Annotated in this window: 16 protein-coding genes; 3 read left to right on the top strand and 13 right to left on the bottom strand. The window is 54.0% G+C overall.

What is annotated here, in order from left to right; genetic code table 11:
* Nucleotides 1-11 precede the first annotated feature (11 nt).
* The gene (locus AC6I8X_RS24080) at nt 12-1,022 is read left to right on the top strand and encodes a LacI family DNA-binding transcriptional regulator (RefSeq protein ID WP_299454079.1); all 1,011 of its coding nucleotides are present in this window, start codon (nt 12-14) and stop codon (nt 1,020-1,022) included.
* 2 nt (nt 1,023-1,024) lie between these two features.
* Here AC6I8X_RS24080 and AC6I8X_RS24075 read toward each other — a convergent pair whose 3' ends face one another.
* Complete coding sequence (locus tag AC6I8X_RS24075; protein ID WP_313683660.1) at nt 1,025-1,510, bottom strand: helix-turn-helix domain-containing protein; 486 nt, start codon at nt 1,508-1,510, stop codon at nt 1,025-1,027.
* Nucleotides 1,511-1,631: 121 nt separating this feature from the next.
* On the bottom strand, nt 1,632-2,528 hold the full coding sequence (locus AC6I8X_RS24070; RefSeq protein ID WP_313683659.1) for a LysR family transcriptional regulator: 897 nt from the start codon (nt 2,526-2,528) through the stop codon (nt 1,632-1,634).
* Nucleotides 2,529-2,669: 141 nt separating this feature from the next.
* On the opposite strand from AC6I8X_RS24070, the gene AC6I8X_RS24065 reads away from it, so the two are divergent.
* Nucleotides 2,670-3,389, top strand: a complete 720-nt coding sequence (locus AC6I8X_RS24065) for an SDR family oxidoreductase (protein WP_497841654.1) — start codon at nt 2,670-2,672, stop codon at nt 3,387-3,389.
* On the opposite strand, the gene AC6I8X_RS24060 is transcribed toward AC6I8X_RS24065, so the two are convergent.
* The 6 genes from AC6I8X_RS24060 to AC6I8X_RS24035 all read right to left on the bottom strand — a co-directional run bounded on the left by AC6I8X_RS24060 (nt 3,386) and on the right by AC6I8X_RS24035 (nt 9,676).
* The gene (locus tag AC6I8X_RS24060) at nt 3,386-4,507 is read right to left on the bottom strand and encodes a glycosyltransferase family 9 protein (protein ID WP_497841653.1); all 1,122 of its coding nucleotides are present in this window, start codon (nt 4,505-4,507) and stop codon (nt 3,386-3,388) included. The genes AC6I8X_RS24065 and AC6I8X_RS24060 overlap by 4 nt on opposite strands.
* A gap of 182 nt (nt 4,508-4,689) precedes the next feature.
* Entirely contained in the window at nt 4,690-5,709 is a 1,020-nt protein-coding gene (locus AC6I8X_RS24055; protein ID WP_497841687.1) for a carbon-nitrogen hydrolase family protein, read from the bottom strand.
* Nucleotides 5,710-5,754: 45 nt separating this feature from the next.
* Nucleotides 5,755-7,560 (bottom strand): solute symporter family protein, encoded by a 1,806-nt coding sequence (locus AC6I8X_RS24050; RefSeq protein ID WP_497841652.1) that lies wholly within the window; start codon nt 7,558-7,560, stop codon nt 5,755-5,757.
* A complete protein-coding gene (locus AC6I8X_RS24045) occupies nt 7,557-7,886 on the bottom strand; it encodes a DUF485 domain-containing protein (RefSeq protein ID WP_497841651.1) in 330 nt (109 codons plus the stop codon). Before AC6I8X_RS24045 ends, AC6I8X_RS24050 begins: the two co-directional genes overlap by 4 nt.
* Before the next feature lie 238 nt (nt 7,887-8,124).
* Nucleotides 8,125-9,042 (bottom strand): LysR family transcriptional regulator, encoded by a 918-nt coding sequence (locus tag AC6I8X_RS24040; RefSeq protein WP_497841650.1) that lies wholly within the window; start codon nt 9,040-9,042, stop codon nt 8,125-8,127.
* Between the two features lie 124 nt (nt 9,043-9,166).
* Entirely contained in the window at nt 9,167-9,676 is a 510-nt protein-coding gene (locus AC6I8X_RS24035) for a GNAT family N-acetyltransferase (RefSeq protein WP_497841649.1), read from the bottom strand.
* 63 nt (nt 9,677-9,739) lie between these two features.
* Here AC6I8X_RS24035 and AC6I8X_RS24030 point away from each other — a divergent pair, with 63 nt between their 5' ends.
* Entirely contained in the window at nt 9,740-10,318 is a 579-nt protein-coding gene (locus tag AC6I8X_RS24030) for a helix-turn-helix domain-containing protein (RefSeq protein ID WP_313689682.1), read from the top strand.
* A gap of 388 nt (nt 10,319-10,706) precedes the next feature.
* Here AC6I8X_RS24030 and AC6I8X_RS24025 read toward each other — a convergent pair whose 3' ends face one another.
* Genes AC6I8X_RS24025 through AC6I8X_RS24005 form a run of 5 tightly spaced genes read right to left on the bottom strand, consistent with a single transcriptional unit; the run spans nt 10,707 to nt 15,456 of the window.
* Nucleotides 10,707-12,377: an AMP-binding protein gene (locus AC6I8X_RS24025; protein ID WP_497841648.1), complete on the bottom strand. Its 1,671-nt coding sequence runs from the start codon at nt 12,375-12,377 to the stop codon at nt 10,707-10,709.
* Nucleotides 12,358-13,617 carry an MSMEG_0569 family flavin-dependent oxidoreductase gene (locus tag AC6I8X_RS24020; protein WP_497841647.1) on the bottom strand — a complete coding sequence of 420 codons (1,260 nt, stop codon included), beginning with the start codon at nt 13,615-13,617 and terminating at the stop codon, nt 12,358-12,360. Before AC6I8X_RS24020 ends, AC6I8X_RS24025 begins: the two co-directional genes overlap by 20 nt.
* 17 nt (nt 13,618-13,634) lie before the next feature.
* Complete coding sequence (locus AC6I8X_RS24015; protein ID WP_313687285.1) at nt 13,635-13,925, bottom strand: MSMEG_0570 family nitrogen starvation response protein; 291 nt, start codon at nt 13,923-13,925, stop codon at nt 13,635-13,637.
* A gap of 11 nt (nt 13,926-13,936) precedes the next feature.
* Nucleotides 13,937-14,899: a sll0787 family AIR synthase-like protein gene (locus tag AC6I8X_RS24010; protein WP_497841646.1), complete on the bottom strand. Its 963-nt coding sequence runs from the start codon at nt 14,897-14,899 to the stop codon at nt 13,937-13,939.
* A complete protein-coding gene (locus AC6I8X_RS24005) occupies nt 14,896-15,456 on the bottom strand; it encodes an MSMEG_0567/Sll0786 family nitrogen starvation N-acetyltransferase (protein ID WP_497841686.1) in 561 nt (186 codons plus the stop codon). The genes AC6I8X_RS24010 and AC6I8X_RS24005 overlap by 4 nt, the downstream gene beginning before the upstream one ends.
* Between the last annotated feature and the right edge of the window lie 3 nt (nt 15,457-15,459).

The following is a 15,459-nucleotide window of genomic DNA, read 5'->3' as shown; positions in this document are numbered from 1 at the left end:
AGGGAACATGTATGTCACTTTCGGAACTGGCCAAAGACCTAAAGTTATCAACGTCAACCGTATCACGGGCGCTGAATGGCTATAGCGATGTGGCTTATGATACCCGGCAACGCGTTATGCAGCGAGCCATCGAATTAGGCTATATCCCTAATCCGGTTGCCAGAAGGCTTAAAGGCGGCAAAACCAATATGATCGGAGTAGTCCTGCCGCCGCCACTGGTTAATGGCATGCTGGTTGAGCCATTTTACTCATCCATGCTGGGGGCGCTGGTTTTTGAATTACAGGCTTCTGGGCTGAAATTGCTCATCACCAATCAGCACAGCAACGAAAGTGATGACGATGTCCGTGGCTATCAGGACATGGTGCAGCAAAAACTGGTTGACGCCATTCTGATATTGCGGACGCGTGTTAATGACCTGCGCGTTAAGTTTGCCCAGCAACAAAATGTCTCCTTTATTACCTTTGGCAGAACGCAATCCTCAACCCCGCACGCATGGGTGGATGTCGATCATTTCGATGCGTTCTATCAGGCTACCGCGCGACAAATTGCCCGCGGGCATAAGCATATTGCGTTTATCAATACGTCGGCTGAATTCAACTATGCACGCTTACGCCACGAGGGGTATAAGCAGTGTTTACTGGATCATCAGCTTATCTATCGTAACGAGTGGCAAATGGTCGGAGGGCTGACCGAGATGGACGGTTATGTGCTGGCCAGCCGCCTGCTAAAAGTGCAGCCCATCCCCACCGCTATCGTCTGCGCGACGGATGATATCGCTATCGGTGCCATGGCAGCGTGCCGCCTTTTGGGGCTGCAACCCGGCAAAGACATTAGCCTGATTGGTTACGGTAATACGCCCGGCGCAACCTACTCAAGCCCACCACTCACCACCATGGACCCCTTTCCAAAAGAGAACGGTAAACAACTGGGTATCTTTTTTAGCCGACGTATCTTTCAACCTGGAGAAGCAGATTTTCAACATTTGCAGCAAGCCAGGCTGATTGTGCGCGAATCAGATTAGACTCAGCCCGCCATCGCGGGCTGTTTTTCCCGCTCGCCGCACAGTAACAGCAAATCGTCCTGACGATACCAGTCCCCGCATGGCAGCAGGTGGAAGGTCAGTTGGCACAGTGCATCGCCATGGCCAGCAAATTCTTTACGCACCACGCTGGGCTTTACTTGCAGCAAGTGAATAAAGGTTCTGGAAAAAGAATTCTGGCTTTTGAAGCCATACTCAACGCTGATTTCAGCCAGACTTTTGCCTGTGAAAGCAAGATCATAAGCGGCATTCACCAGACGGCGTGCCCTGATGTACTCCCCTAACTTCCAACCACTGATCTCGGTAAAGCGCCGTTGAAAATGCCAGTGAGAATAGCCGCTTTTCTTCGTCACCCTTCTCAGTTGCAGGTCTGCACCGAGGTTTTTCTCAATCCAGTCAACCATATCCACCACAACTTTGCGGAACTGTAGGTCAGTGTCGGGATGAGTATTGAGCGTTACCGGGTTCATGGGTCACGGGTTCCTGTTGTGGGATATCAGCGCGGGTACATGTCAGCCATTATTATTTTGTAATCGATTACTTTCAAGATAAAAATAAGCCCGCGTCCAGGTTCAGCCTATTCCCGTCTGGTTAAGGTGTCGCCAGCTGTTGCCGCAGAAAATCGACCAGCGCCTTAACACGACGCGACTGGCGACGGCCAGCAGGCGTAATGGCATACAGGTTATAGTCATGCCCCTCGGCCAGTTCAAAGCCGCTTAGCACCGGGACTAATCGCCCATGTGCAACATCATCAATAATATCAATGCTGGATTTGAGAATAACCCCGGCTCCCGCAATGGCCCAGCTGCGCAGTGTAGCCCCTTCGTTAGCTGTACGATCGCCGCTGACTCGCACGCCGAATTCCCTGTCATCATCGCGGAAGTACCAAATCGATTGCGGGGCATCTGGGCGAGCCAGCACCATGCAATTATGCTGTTCCAGTTCCAGCGGATGCTGCGGCTTACCCGCCTTTCGCCAGTATGCAGGGGACGCACACACCTGGCGCGTACCGGTGACCAGTAGCTGCCTGTCAGCGCGCGATTTGCCGAAGGATCCTAAGCGTAAGCCAATGTCATAACCACTTTCGGTGAGATCAATCACCGAGTCACTGAGATACAGCGCAATACGGACTTCCGGGTTGCTCTGCATAAACGTATCAATCAAGGGTGCCAGGGTATTACGGCCAAAGTCATTGGTCGCCGTCAGCCGAATCTCCCCGCGTAATGGTCCACGATCGGATAACGCATCGATCGCCTCCTCGATATCCATCAGGATGCGGCGGCAATCTGCCAGAAAACGTTCCCCTTCCGGGGTCAGGGATAAGCGGCGCGTGGTACGAATAACCAGCACCACGCCGAGCATCTCTTCCAGACGTTGCAGGCCCAGCGTTGCCACCGAGGGGGCGATGGCCAGCGCCCGTGATGCCGCCACCAGGCTACCGCGTTCAGCAATGGCGATAAACAGACGAAACAGGCTGAGTTGATCCATTATTCTTAATCCACGAATAGTTAATTATTTTCTGCATTGATTATCATTGTTTAATCCAATGATAGCATCCCTGTCTACACTGTATTTATCGTCCTGAGCGCGTTGTGTTATCGCGTCAGTTAACATCACAGGAGCATTCTCATGTCACATTCCTTCGCAGGTAAACGTGTACTTGTCGTTGGTGGAAGTTCAGGGATCGGCGCTGCGGCGGCAAAAGTTTTTGCTGAAGCAGGTGCCGAGGTGGTTATCGCTTCGCGTAGTCTGGAGAAGCTGAATGCTGTGGCGCAACGCATTGGCAGCGGAGTTCACATCGCCGCCCTTGATTTCACCAATGACGCCGCTGTCGAAAAATATTTTGCCCAGGCGGGTAGTTTTGATCATGTGGTGGTCAGTGCGGCACAAACGCCGGGCGGTCTGGTACGAGAGTTGGCCTTATCCGATGCCTATAGCGCGATGGACAGTAAATTCTGGGGTGCCTATCGCGTGGCGCGGGCGGTATCCATCAATGAACGCGGTTCACTGACCTTTATTTCTGGCTTTCTGAGTGTTCGTCCGGGTCAGTGGGTATTACAGGGTGCCATCAACGCGGCCATCGAGTCGTTAGGCCGTGGTCTCGCGCTGGAACTGGCTGCGCAAAAAGTTCGCGTTAATACCGTTTCACCGGGCATGATCGCCACACCGTTATGGGAGGGCTTACCCGAGGCGGATCGTCAGAAGATGTATGAAGATACTGCCGCAACATTGCCAGCGCGTGTCATGGGGCAGCCGGAAGATATCGCCAACGCGATTTTCTATCTTGCTTCTACCCCGTATGCCACTGGCTCGACGGTGCTGGTTGACGGTGGCGGTGCAATTGCCTAAACCCCACTCCTCTGGAATTTTTCTGTCGCCATAAAATCCAGTCCGGAAAGCGATTGTCTTTCCGGGCTATTATCATTTTTTAGCTCAGGAATAGCGGGCAATAATGATATTAGCGATTTAAATACCTGTTCAGACGTAATATTACTGACATTGTTATCAATACCCTGAAGAATACAATACGGTACTTTCCACGGATGCCAGTTTGCCGGATCGCTATTACCGTACATCGCCACCACCGGTAATCCGGTTGCCGCACCGATATGTACCGCACCGCCATCACTGCTGACCATCGCATGGCAATTCGCCAGTACCGCTTTAAGATCTTCTAACGAATCGGTATAGACCGGCGTTAAATTAATATCTTTACAGGCGGAGGTGATCATTTCCGCTTTAATATTATCGCCTGGATGTGTCAGCGAACTTTCTTCGCCGGGCGACCACAGCAAAACAATACGAAAGGGCGTTCTGTCAGCTATTTTCTTCACCAGTGAAATAAAGCTCTCCAGCGGCCATCGCTGGCATTTCTTGCGTGAGCTGATTTGTATCGCAATCAACATCTGATTGTCTTTGTTATTGATCACACGTCGATAGTGATCAACCAGTTCAGTTTTCGGATAAATATCAAGCTCTTCAGGTTCCATCGCATCAGCATAAACCCCTTTCGCCAGATTAAAAAACACTTCTGCTACATGGAGTTTGCTGTCCTGCACTGGCAGCAGCCTGGTGATGCGTGGATGGCGGTCATTGCCGAAAGCAACGATCTCCTTTGCACGAATAATTTTGGCCCACTTCAGCGAATGCTTATCCCAAAGTGATTTCGCAATCACCACACAATCATATTTTTCCCGGTTTAACGCCAGGCAAAGCCGTGCCCTGTCCCATAACGACTTTAACGCAGAGAACCTGTTTTGACAGTGTTTAGTTTTACTGTATATCCACACTTTCCCGATATACGGATTCCCATCAAATATCGGCGATGCATAACTGTTGGTCAGAATATCTATTCGTCCCTCGTTGCTCCTGGAAAGTTGTTTTATTAACGGCGTTGCAAGCAAACTATCACCAATATTATCCCGACAGATCACCAGTATCTTTTTATTCTTCACATTACTCACCATAGAAACACATTATCATGCCTCCATGAAGACATTGGCGTTTGGTGATGGTTGCATAGCGGAATTGGTTTTTACGGTTTCCTGACAATAAAAAGAACAAAAACCAGGAAAGGAAGAGGGTGGCAGGAATATTATTTAATCAGCAGAGTGAGCCGTCCCTGGCTCCTGTTCAGCTGGCGGAATATTTATTGCTGTTCCACCACATTATTTTCTGCCTCGGGCTGAACGTCATCGCCGGAGAACGTCGCTGGAACCAGGCGGCGTCGATTAACATCGAGGTTAAAAACATCAAAACGATTATAATAACCCACCACATCATGCAGTTGCTTCACTTCGATGATCTTTTTCAAATCAAAAGTGGCCCAGGCAATACCCTCCTCATGTTGCAGCGTGTCGCCGATCGGTGTACCTGTCGGGTCAACAAACAGGGTGGCGGCCTGCGGGGTGTTTTCCAGAATGTCCGCGACCGCGCTGTCGCAGTCAATCAGCATGTTTTTCATTTCCTCATTCATCACTGACGCGCTCATAATGCCAAAGCATTTCGCTTCAAATGAATGCGCCCCGGCACGGATTCGATTGGCTGCCAGGTTATCAAAATTCCCTCCGGCAGCAGGCCGCTTAGTCGGCCAGATAGAAGGCCACTGCGAAATGTGGATCTGCTCTCCTTGCGCCATCAATGAATAACGCGCCAGTGGATTCGTGTTTTCGCCGCAGATCAATCCGCCCACGCGGCCGATGCGGGTTTCGCACACCTTCAGACCGGCACCATCCCCCGGCGCCCAGACCATTTTTTCATAGAAAGTCGGCACCAGTTTGCGGTGATGGTTAATAATCTGCCCGCTCTGATCGATCAACACCGACGAGTTCCACAAACAGCCCACGCTGATCGGGCTGCGCTCACTGAATCCCATGCAGATCAGAATATCGTGACGGGCGGCCGCACTGCACAGTGCCTTAATTTCAGGGCCATCAATCAGCAGGCTGTTCTCTGCCATTTTCTCAAACCAGTTGTGGTTATGAATCGGTCCCCACAGGGCCGCCCATACCGGGAAGCCGGGAATGAAGGATTCAGGAAACACCACCAGTTCGGCACCGTTGCGGCTGGCTTCCGCGATATAGGCCAGCGCCTTCTCCAGAGTGGCCTGGGCATTCATGTAAACCGGTGCAGCATGCACGGCAGCCACTTTCACTTGAGGTAAAAACATCATTCAGTCCTTATTTATGCGCCGGATTTATTCACGGCCGGGAGTTCATTTCAGTTGCGGTCCCAGTTCCCTGCGAACCGCCAGTTCCGGCCATAGACGCTCAGCGCGTTCGTCACGGAACAGCAGAGAGAAGACAATCACCAGCAGAAAGCCAACAGGCACTGACACAATGCCAGGGTTGCTAAGTTCAATCAGCGGGGCTTTCAGACCCACAATGCTGGTGGCGTCATCCGGGATAGCGTTGATCTGCGCTTGCAATGCCTGACGTGACGGTACATTTGCCTGTTCCGCAGCCAATGTTTTTAGCTGGCCTTCCAGCACCGCGCGCTGATGGAGCGGGTAGGTCATTGAGGGTGAAACCATTACCATAAAGATAGCCAGCACGGTGCCGCCGACGATCCCGGCGATCACCCCCGCGGTATTGCAGCGCTTCCAGTAAAGTGACATCACCAGTGCCGGCAGGTTGGCTGAGGCCGCTACCGCATACCCCAAACCAACAAGGTGCGCCACGTTTTGTCCTTTGGCTTCGATACCGGCGATAACCGCCACTACGGCCATCAGTAAGGTGGCAATTTTAGCCGCAGCAACCTGCTGCCGTTCGGTCGCGACGCCGTTCTTAATCGCGCCGACATAGACGTCATGCGCCATCGCCGAAGCAGCCGCCAGCGTCAGACCGGCGACAACAGCAACGATGGTGGCGAAGGAGATAGCGGCAACCAGCGCCAGCAGGAAGTTGCCCGCAAAACTTTCAGCGCCGCCACCCAGATACTGTGCGAGTAACGGGGCCGCCAGGTTGCCACCTTTATCCGCTGCTTTTACCGCATCCGCACCGAGGTAATGTGCGCAGGCAAAGCCAATGACGATAATGAACAGGTGGCAAACACCGATAAACAACATGCTCCACAGCACAGACTTTCTGGCATCGGTAGAATTACGCACGGCGAAAAAACGCATCAACACATGCGGCATGGCTGCGGTGCCCAGCAGCAGGGCCAGTCCGAGAGAAACCTGCTCAAGCGGTTTTTTCAGGTAAAGCCCGGCCTCCAGAAAGCGTTGTCCTGCCTCCTGCGGCGTGAACGAAGGATCGTTAACCAGCGACATCACGTATTGTTGCAGGCGATGATCGGCGGTCAGGGTGTTGAGGAACGCCAGGCCATTAAAGCCAAAGGGTAACCAGGACAGCACCACCAGGATAAAGCAGCAGGAGATCAACAATACGGCTTTGGTGACCTGCACCGCCGTCGTCGCACGCATGCCACCAAACGCGACATAAATCAGCATCAGCATGCCAACCGCAGTCACTGACACTTCATAGGGGATGCCAATCAGTGCCCTGACGATCACCGCGCCCCCGACGATCTGTGGCACCATATAAAACAGCGCCACGATGACGCTCGATACCGCCGCGACAAACTTGGTGGCACGAAAACCATTACGCCAGGCCAGCACATCTCCCAGCGTGTAACGTCCCAGGTTGCGGCATGGTTCGGCAACCAGTAACAACACCGGAATGAAGGCGACGAAAAAGCCAATCAGGTAATTAACACCATCAAAACCATAAAGCGCGATCAACCCGGAAACACCCAGAAAAGCGGCAGCCGAGAGATAATCCCCGGCAATGGCCAGCCCGTTCTGTAACGGCCCAATCTGACCACCGGCGGTGTAAAAATCTCCGGCAGAACTGTTTTTACGTGAAGCAATCCAGGTGATAGAGAGTGATGCCAGGAATAACAGGGTAAAAATGGTAAAGGTCATATATTTATGACCCTGCCCGACCATGGTGTCGGCGGCATTTGCCGTTGCAGAAAAAAGAGTAAGTATGGTTGCAGCCAGCAGATATTTTGTTTTCATTTCGCTTTACCACGTGCCAGATAATGTGTGATCCATTTCGGGTCGTCATAGCGCCCCATCTTTTTGGCGTAACACCACGCAACTGCGGCACCTAGCGGATACTGCAGAATGACCCATAACAGTCCGATATTAAATGAACCGGCAATCTGGTATTTCATCACTGCCGGAAATAACGAGTTCAGCAGTGGTAATGAAAAGAAGAAAATAAAGGTGATTAGCACCAGGAAGGTTATTATCAACCCTTTTTTTCTTACGTGCGATTTAAACTCCCCCGAAGAATATATCTTATTAATTCTCAGCTCTGTCGTTTCTATTTCATTGTTCATTGTGATTCCCCCTTCTGTCCGGAAATCCTAACAAACGGGATAACCATGAGGAACTGGCGATTTAGCACTCGCCCTTGCATTTTTGCAAGGGCGGTATTGCACCAATAAAAGGAATTTGAGTCAGCAGATAAGATCTGTCACTGGCATGGTGGCACGACGAAACACCATTACATTGATATTAATGGTTTTTACATCCACCTGGCATGTTCAGCCTTTGCACTTTGTCAGTGCAATGACATCAATTTAAGCGAATTCCAGGAGCGTTCGGATAATCATTCCCGAACATCTCCAGCAAAAATGCGATGATAGCTTTCATCTTTGGCAAATAACGCAGTTCGCTATGGACCGAAAGCCATACTACCCGGCTTACTTCAACCGACTCCCTGAGGAGGGGTTTTAGTCCAAAGCGCTCCGCCTGCATAAATTCCGGCAGCATGGCAATGCCTGTCCCGCTGGCGGCGGCAAACATTTGTGCAACCAGGCTGCTGGAACTAAAGATAATATCCGGATTAATAATCGCCTCATCCAGCCAGCGCACGGTATCCAGTTGAATCAGGTCGCTGATATAACTGATAAATTTATGATTACGCAACTCACTGATATTCACGGGAACACCGTATTTTTGCAGGTAATCATTATGGGCATACAGACAGAGCCTGAACTTACCCACCGGCAGAATATCCAGTCCTTTACCATCATAGGGATAAAAACTGAGAAAGAGATCGGCTTCGCGACGATTCACATGCACCTGATGCGATGAAGTTAATAACTCCACCATGATATTCGGGTATTTTTCATTAAATTTACCGATCTTCCCGGCCAGGTAGAACGACGCTATCCCCTCCATGGTGCCAATCCTGATTTCCCCGGCGGGCAAATGGCTGACACCGGCTTTATCCGTCTGCATCATCGCCAGCGAATGGGATTCCATCGATTCGATAAAGGAAAGAATTTCACGTCCTTTAGTGGTGGCTTTCAGTCCAGCCGGCAGTCGTTGAAATACCGGCGCAGCCAGCGACTTCTCAAGGCTGGCGATATGACGTGACACGGTGGAAACGTCGATACGCAACTGACGTGCCGCCGCAGACAGGCTGCCACAACGATAAACTTCCAGAAATATTCGCAGATCATTCCAGTTGGGCATTGAAGGTTGCATCGGGTTTCTCAGGCTTGTGTCTGATGTGAATTCAGTATGTTGATAAAAATATCAGCTGAGATTACCACTGCGAAGCATTGTTTATTCACTTCATTTCCAGGGCACTTCCCTGTGCCGTCCAGTATCAGGGATGGGTTCTGGTATCCAGGCGCAACTGGAGGAAAGTCAGATCCAGCCAGCGACCAAACTTGGTTCCCACCTCAGTCATCCGCCCGACCTCGGTGAAACCCAGTTTTTTATGCAGTGCGATAGAGGCTTCATTGCCGGATTCGATACCCGCCACCATCACGTGTTTGCCCTGTTGCTGAGCCAGCTGAATCAGTTCGACCATCAGTGCTCCCCCTGCACCTTTGCCGCGAGCCTCTTTATGGACATAAACTGAGTGTTCCACCGTATGGCGGTAGCCATCCCACGGACGCCAGTCGCCATATGAGGCATAACCCAGAACCTTCCCTTCCTCATCAACAGCAACCAGCACCGGGAAGCCAGCGTCATTCCGATCGCGCATCCATTTAATTCTGTTGAGGAAATCGACGGTTTTGTCATTCCAGATAGCCGTGGTATTAAGTACTGCGTCGTTATAAATGTCGGCGATGACATCTGCATCCCCTTCATTTGCGGTTCGAATCTTCATGGTGGACACCTCGTTTCTCTGTCACTAAAGTAGATGTATTGTTCACTATCTTAGTTATCCATTATGTTAGATAAATTGTCCAGTAAAGAAGATGACGTAAACCAGCGGATCGGACAAAAAATTAAGGCCGAAAGGGAAAAGCGAGCCTGGTCTCTGACGGACCTTGCCGAAAACTCGGGTGTTTCCCGGGCAATGATCCACAAAATTGAACGTGGCGAGAGCAGCCCTACCGCAACCCTGCTGGCGCGTCTGGCGGGTGCTTTTGATATGAGTATGTCCCAGCTGATAGCGCTGAGCGAGGTTCAGACCGGTACGCTGGTCAGACACGATCAACAGGCGGTCTGGCAAGACCCGGAGACCGGTTACATCAGACGCCACGTATCACCGGGACAAATCCCCGTTGACCTGGTAAGCGTAGAACTCCCGGCGGGCGTTGCCGTTCCGATGCCAGCGATATCATACCTCTCACGCCGTCAGCTGATCTGGGTGCTTGAGGGTACCCTCACTTTTCAGGAAGGCAGTACTGCTTTTGAGATGCATAAGGGCGATTGCCTGGAACTGGGTGATCCCACCGATTGTGTTTTCAAAAATGCCACGGCAAAGCCCTGCTTTTATGCCGTGGTGGTACTTAAATCTTCATGACTTTATACGATTGAAACCCCTGCTGATAAAACGCTTATAGTCTTATTGCCGGTGTTATTTAAGGGTGCGTCATCTGACCACCCTGGATGTTCAGGAATATCTCAATCCCCCGTCATTTCGCACACGACATTCTTGAGAAAACCGGCCAATCATACGCGTTGATCTATTTTTCTGACCACGGTGTGACCATTGATAACAGCGTTCGCCCGGTACGTCATGGCGCTGTTTTCACAGCTGACGGGTATCCATAGCGAGCTGATACCGGCACGGTCCCCGCAACAGGTCGCCGATCAGCAGAGAACCGTGTTTAACGGGGTAGGCCTTACTCCTTATAATGAACTGAAAAATAACCCGATAATCGACTAGTCCCTGTGAGACGCCTTACCCGTCACGCGCTCAGCATCCGGCGCAAAAACTTCCCTGAAAAGGTCTTCGGCAGCGAACGGCGGAAGTGAATCTTACGCGGCAGCGCGTAGCGCCCACAGCGACTGACCAGGCGTTCGCGTATTTGCTGCTTCAGGACCGCCTCCTGTTGCGTATTTAGCCCATCGGTAACCACAAAAAGCGCCACCATTTCACCCAGCAGCTGATGCGGGGTGCGGGTGGCCACCACTTCAACGATGCCATCCAGACCCGCCAGCGCATTTTCTACTTCCGCTGTCGCCAGACGTTTGCCGCCGATGTTGATCACGTCATCCATACGCCCCTGAATCACGATCTTATCACCCACCCACACGGCACAATCATGGGTAGCGTAACTCCAGCGGCCATCCCGCTGGAGCCAGTAACGTTGGTCGTGCTGCGTGTCATCCTGCCAGAGCGTTGACATGCCACCCGGACCGAGCGTGGCGTTGACCACCAGCATCCCGGCCTCGCCCGCAGGACACAATGCGCCACTCGCCGGGTCCACGATCGCTACTGAGCGGCTGAACACCGGTTTCAGGCCCCCGCCCGCCCCCGCCAGCAGCGGCCAGCCAGACTCAGTCTGCCAGTAATGATTTTCGCATGGCACGCACATCTCCGTGCTCACCCAGTCATGAGTTGTACTGTCGAGCGGTTCGCCAGCCAGATAGAGCGATCGCAGCGCCGACAGGCTGGCACGCGGCGTCCCCTGCTGGCGCGCCATGCGGATCGCACCTGCGATGGTTAACATCCGGGTGATGCCCAGCTCCGCCACCATTTGCCACCAGCTTTCTCCGGGGGCATTCACCGGGCTGGCTTCACACATCACCGTGGTGATCCCCGCCAGCAGCGGTGCATAGACGCCGTAGCTATGTCCGGTAACCCATCCTACATCCGCCGTGGTAAAGAAAATCTCGTCATCCTGAACCTGAAACAGGTGATGCAGGCTAGCCAGCAGCGCCACGGCGTAACCACCGGTATCGCGCACGATACCTTTGGGCGCTCCCGTGGTGCCGGAGGTAAATAGCAAATGTGAAGGGTGAGACGACTCTACCCAGACACAGGGCACCACGCGCCCGTGATGCTGCGCCAGCTCACGGCTAAATTCCGCACTCGCAATATCTGCCTCACGTAACGTGGCGGTGGCAGCAGGGAGGGCGGGCAGGCTCTCGCGGCTGCGCTTTTCGCTGCTGTGGATCAACAACACGGGCTGGCAGGCGTGGATACGCTGGGCCAGCGCTTCGCTGGTACTGGCAGAGTAAACCACCACATGCACCGCCCCAAGGCGGGCGCAGGCCAGCATGGCGATGGCGGCCATCGGCGTCATCGGTAACGTAATCAGCACCCGATCTCCCTGGCGAATCCCCCAGCTTGCCAGCAAGCTGCTCAGGGCGTTGACCTGCTGCCAGAGTTCACGGTAGCTGAGCCGATGGGTCTGCCCAAGGTAATCGCGGTGGATAATGGCGCAATGTTCCCCCCGGGTCGCCAGATGGCGGTCGAGGGCGTTATAGCTCAGATTGGTTTTCCCTCCGGGGAACCAGCGACAGCGCGGCCCACCCTCAATACTTGCAACCAGCGCGCTAAAACCCTGCTGCCAGTCAAGACGCTGCGCTTCCTGCTGCCAGAACGCGCCATCCTCAACGGTGATCATTGACATACGCCGCCTCCGCAGCGCCCTGGTGGTGGTGCTCAATCGCCTCCGCCAGCCAGGCGGCATCTTCACCCACACCTTCAAAGCGGCCCGATCCCCAGGTCCACAGCCACGGCAATCCAAGGAAATACAGTCCCGGCTGAACCGAGACGCCACGGGTGTGGCGTGGATAGCCTTTATCATTGAATGCAGGTGCGTCGATCCAGCTGAAATCGGTATGGAACCCCACCGCCCAGATAATGGCGGCAATGTTGGTCAGATCGATATGCGTTGCACTCTCTTCCGGTTGCCACAACGGTTGGTAACGCGCTTCCTCTGGTGCATCAATGCCCTGTTCCGCTATCCAGACATCAATGCTGTCTTTAATTTTCTGTGAAGTGGCGTCAGCGCCGTCCAGATTTGCCTTGAGATCGTCGCCGGTGAGCAATTTCCCGTCGCGATAACCCAGCAGGCGGCCATAGAGCTGCATACCCTGCAAGGCAAAAGCGCGCAGGTCGATATCACGCCCGCCATCACGGCCCGTGACATAGTGGTTGGTCTTGCGCCGCGCGTCTTCACCGAGCGGATGATCGTCAACCGTCAGGCGGTAATGCCCCATATCATCCAGCCAGTCCACCACGTCACGACCACGGTAAAAACGCGCCACGCGCGGTGCGCTGCCCACGCACAGGTGCACGCGACGACCGGCAAGATGCAGGTCTTCTGCGATTTGCGCGCCGGACTGCGCCGATCCCACCACCAGCACCTCCCCGGCGGGCAATTGCTGCGCCGATTTATAGCTGGCGGAATGCACCTGCATGATGCTTTCTGGCAGTTGTGCGGCGATCGCCGGGAAGCGCGGGCGATGATAATTACCCACCGCAATCACCACCTGTTCGGCGGTGAAAACCCCTGCCGAGGTCAGTAACTGAAAACCGTGCTGCGTTTTCTCCACGCGCAACACGTTAACCCCTTCGCGTAGCGGTGCGTTAAAACTGCGCGCATAGCGTTCAACATAAGCAATGATTTCATCACGCAGCATAAAGCCATGCGGATCGTCACCGTCATAGGGAAAACCGGGCAGCTTGCATTGCCAGTTGGGTGTCACCAGGCAGAAGTTGTCCCAGCGCTGCTCGCGCCATGCCCAGGCCAGCTGGTGACGTTCCAGCACCATATGACGGATATTTTTTTGCGTCAGGCTCCAGCTCATGGCGAGACCCGCCTGCCCGCCGCCAATAATGACGACAGGATAATGAGTGTTGTTCATCGTAATCTCGCTTGTTATCAGACCGGGACGGGGGTGATTTTTTCCACAATGACCTGCTGCTGCGCCGTAAACTGCCGGGCTTTTTGCACAATCACCGCAGACTGATCCTGCGCACTGGAGCAGTAATAACCGAACTTCGCTTTTACCCTTTCACTGGCCTCGTCCAGCGCGCGGGTGCTGAGAGTGACGAACTCCGCCAGCGTATAGGGATGATTCACCTCCAGATGCTTCTCAATCGCGGTGGAGGGGGAATAGCAGGTATCTTTGCTGCCATCAGGCCAGCAAACGACAAAATGCATTGCAGGCATCGTAAGTTCCTCTAATGATTGTTCATGCCGGTAAGCGGCTGTTGCGCCAGATCCCAGTAGCAGGCGTGCTGCTGCCGGTACTGCATGATGAGTTTTCTCTCCGCGGTGAACTGCCCCACCGCAGCACAGCTGATGGCGCAGCGGGCAAAGCGTGCAGCCACCTCGTCGCAATGTTGTGGTTCCACAGCCAGCAGGAAACCGAAACTGGGGAAGGCGCACAGCCACTGCTCCAGTTCCACGCCAGCCGGGATGGGGATTTGCGTCAGATCCAGCCCGGCACCCAGCCCGCTACTCTCCAGCATCATCACCAGCGTGCCCGCCAGCCCGGCCTGGCTGATGTCTTTCGCTGCCTGAATGAATCCTTCGTCGGCCATCGACGGTAGCAAGGACAACGCCTGACGCAGGGCCGGAGGGTCGGCATGGGTTGCCGCATCCCAGTTGTAACCGGGAGGATGCCAGCGCCCATGCAGATTGATCGCCACCATCAGCGTCTGCCCCGGCTGTACGGCAAAGCTGCTGAGTGGATGGGTCGTTTCCCCCAGCACCGCCACGGCAAGTTGTGGCTGATCGCTACGCAGATTGGTGTGACCGCCCACCACCGGCACCTGATACGCGCGTGATGCCGCCGCCATCCCCTGCAGGATCTGCTCCGCATGAGGTAACGCGTCATCCCACAAGGCATTAACCACCGCCAGCGGGCGTCCGCCCATCGCGGCAATGTCACTCAGATTGACCATCACGCCACACCAGCCGGCAAACCACGGGTCCTCCGCGACAAAGCGATTAATAAATCCCTCCATCGCCAACAGCTTGTAGCCGCTGCCATCCGGGATCAGCGCGCAATCATCCCCATTGGGGTTCGGGTTAGGCCAGGCATCGCGCAGCTGCTGCGCCACCTGCTGGATATCACGCTTATGGGTCAGGCCGCTAAAAGCACGCAGCCGTGCAATCAGCGCGGGTAAGTCATGATTCATTGTGTTACCCCCGTCAGAAAGATCGGTATCTCGGCTGGCTTGCGCACCGGGGTATTGATCACCATGCCACTTAGCGGGTCGTAGCAAGGGGGATAGAAATTCAGATCGGCCTGCATCCTGGCATGGCGGACACCACGCAAATCCAGCCACTCCAGCGTGTGCCAGTGCATGCGGCGAAACAGCGGTTCGTTCTGATGCTGCACCTGGGCATAAAATTCCCGACAGCCCAGCGCATGAGCGCTGCACACCGCCAGACGGATCAGCGTCGGCCCCAGCTGGCCCTGCCGACGGTAGGCGTTATCCACGGCAAGGCGCGATCCCATCCAGACCCCTGGTGCCAGTTCATGGATGCGTACCGTACCCACCACTTCATCATGCCAGCCACCCACACTGCCTAGTGCCACCAGCAGCCGGGCATGGCCATCGATGTCATCCAGGTCATCGCCCTCAAACAATCCCTGTTCCTGGCAGAACACCCGCTGGCGCAGTGCGTAAGCCTGCCGCCGTTCCCACGGCAGCGTGACCCATTTGATGGTGTAACCCGCGTAGTGATTCATCAT

Source organism: Pantoea sp. X-Soil-TKNS-1280 (genome assembly GCF_059730475.1).
Note: the sequence above shows the minus strand (reverse complement) of the source record. Positions and strands in the feature narration are given on the sequence as shown.